General features: G+C 42.9%; 1 protein-coding gene. It reads right to left on the bottom strand.

Features of this window, described 5'->3' with window-relative positions; all coding sequences use genetic code 11:
* Positions 1 to 437 precede the first annotated feature (437 nt).
* Positions 438 to 1,323, bottom strand: an 886-nt coding sequence (locus ABT299_RS52700; RefSeq protein WP_500255484.1) for a magnesium transporter CorA family protein, incomplete at its 5' end; no start/stop codon positions are given.

Below are 1,323 nucleotides of genomic sequence, written 5' to 3'. Positions count from 1 at the left end.
GACTACTAAGTTCTAAACATTCATTACCCAAAATCAATTTGGTCTAACATCGTTTCTCGACTAGCTTGATCTAATCCAAGATACGTTAAGGTCATAGCTTCACTTGAATGGTTTAATAAATTCATCACTAAACCAATATTATAGTTTGACTGCGTATAGACCCGATAAGCGCCTGTTTTACGCATGGTGTGTGTGCCTAGATAGTTGATACCTAATAGATCACCAACACGTGACAAGACCCGGGTTGACCCCAGAGCATAAGGCAGAAAATCCAGTAACGAACAAAAAACGTTCGCTACTGGATTTTTTGTCTTATGTGGCCGGGGTCAGGGTCGTCGGAGCGTATTTCAGAAGCCGAAGGGTGCTCAAAATAGCATAACTGCTCAACTATACACATTCCAAAAAAGTCCCCCACCCAGCAGCAAGTCACTCACCCATCACATCTTCCGCCAGAACTTCAGCATAATCAGCATCGCCACAATCAAGGCGACAGAAATCCCCAAAGTCAGCATCCAAGCATCTTGCATCCCGGCTAACGGGAGTTTCTTCACGTTCATCCCATAGAATCCGGTAATGATCGTTGGCACAGCCATGGTCAGTGACCAAATTGTCAAAAATTTCATTGTATCGTTCAGGTTGTTATTAGCAAGGCTGTTGAGGGTATGATCGATTCGGTCAACGACTTGGGTTTCAATCTCAAACATCCGTTGGACCTGTTCTCCTTCAATTTGCACGTCTTCGAATAAATCAATTTTATCTTGGTCAGCACCGACACCAAAATGGGTCTTTGGCAAACGATCGAGTTCACTGAGATTGGTTTGGACCGCGCTGGACAAAAAGGTCAACGTCTGTTGAAGATATGAAAGTGAAACCAAGTCACTGTTCTTCGTCTTCCGGTTCAACATTTTATCCAAATAGTTGCGTTTCTTGGTAATGGCGCGAGAAATTGGGATAAAACTGACAACAACTGTAAACAGTGTTTGCAGAATAAATGCATCGACGCTCTTAACCTCGGGATTATCCAATGCCGAGTAAAGTGCCGTGTTGACTTCAGGTATGCCGCTTTGATTAAACGTGAATAAAACGCCCTTATGGAGCAACATGCCAAATGGCTGGGTAATGTATCTCAGCGCATCTTTGTCGAGGGCATACGGCGCCAGAAAGATGAATAATTGGTAGTCCTCATTGATATCATAAACATAATTAGTACTTTCATCATTATCAGTGACGTACTCAATAATATCTTCATCGATGCCATACTGATCTTCGAGGGTTGCCCGTTCTTCGGCATTGATTTGAATCGTTTCAATCCATTTGGTTCCA

It is taken from the genome of Spirillospora sp. NPDC000708 (assembly GCF_040299565.1).
GTDB lineage: Bacteria > Actinomycetota > Actinomycetes > Streptosporangiales > Streptosporangiaceae > Spirillospora.
This window is presented reverse-complemented; position numbering and strand designations above follow the sequence as displayed.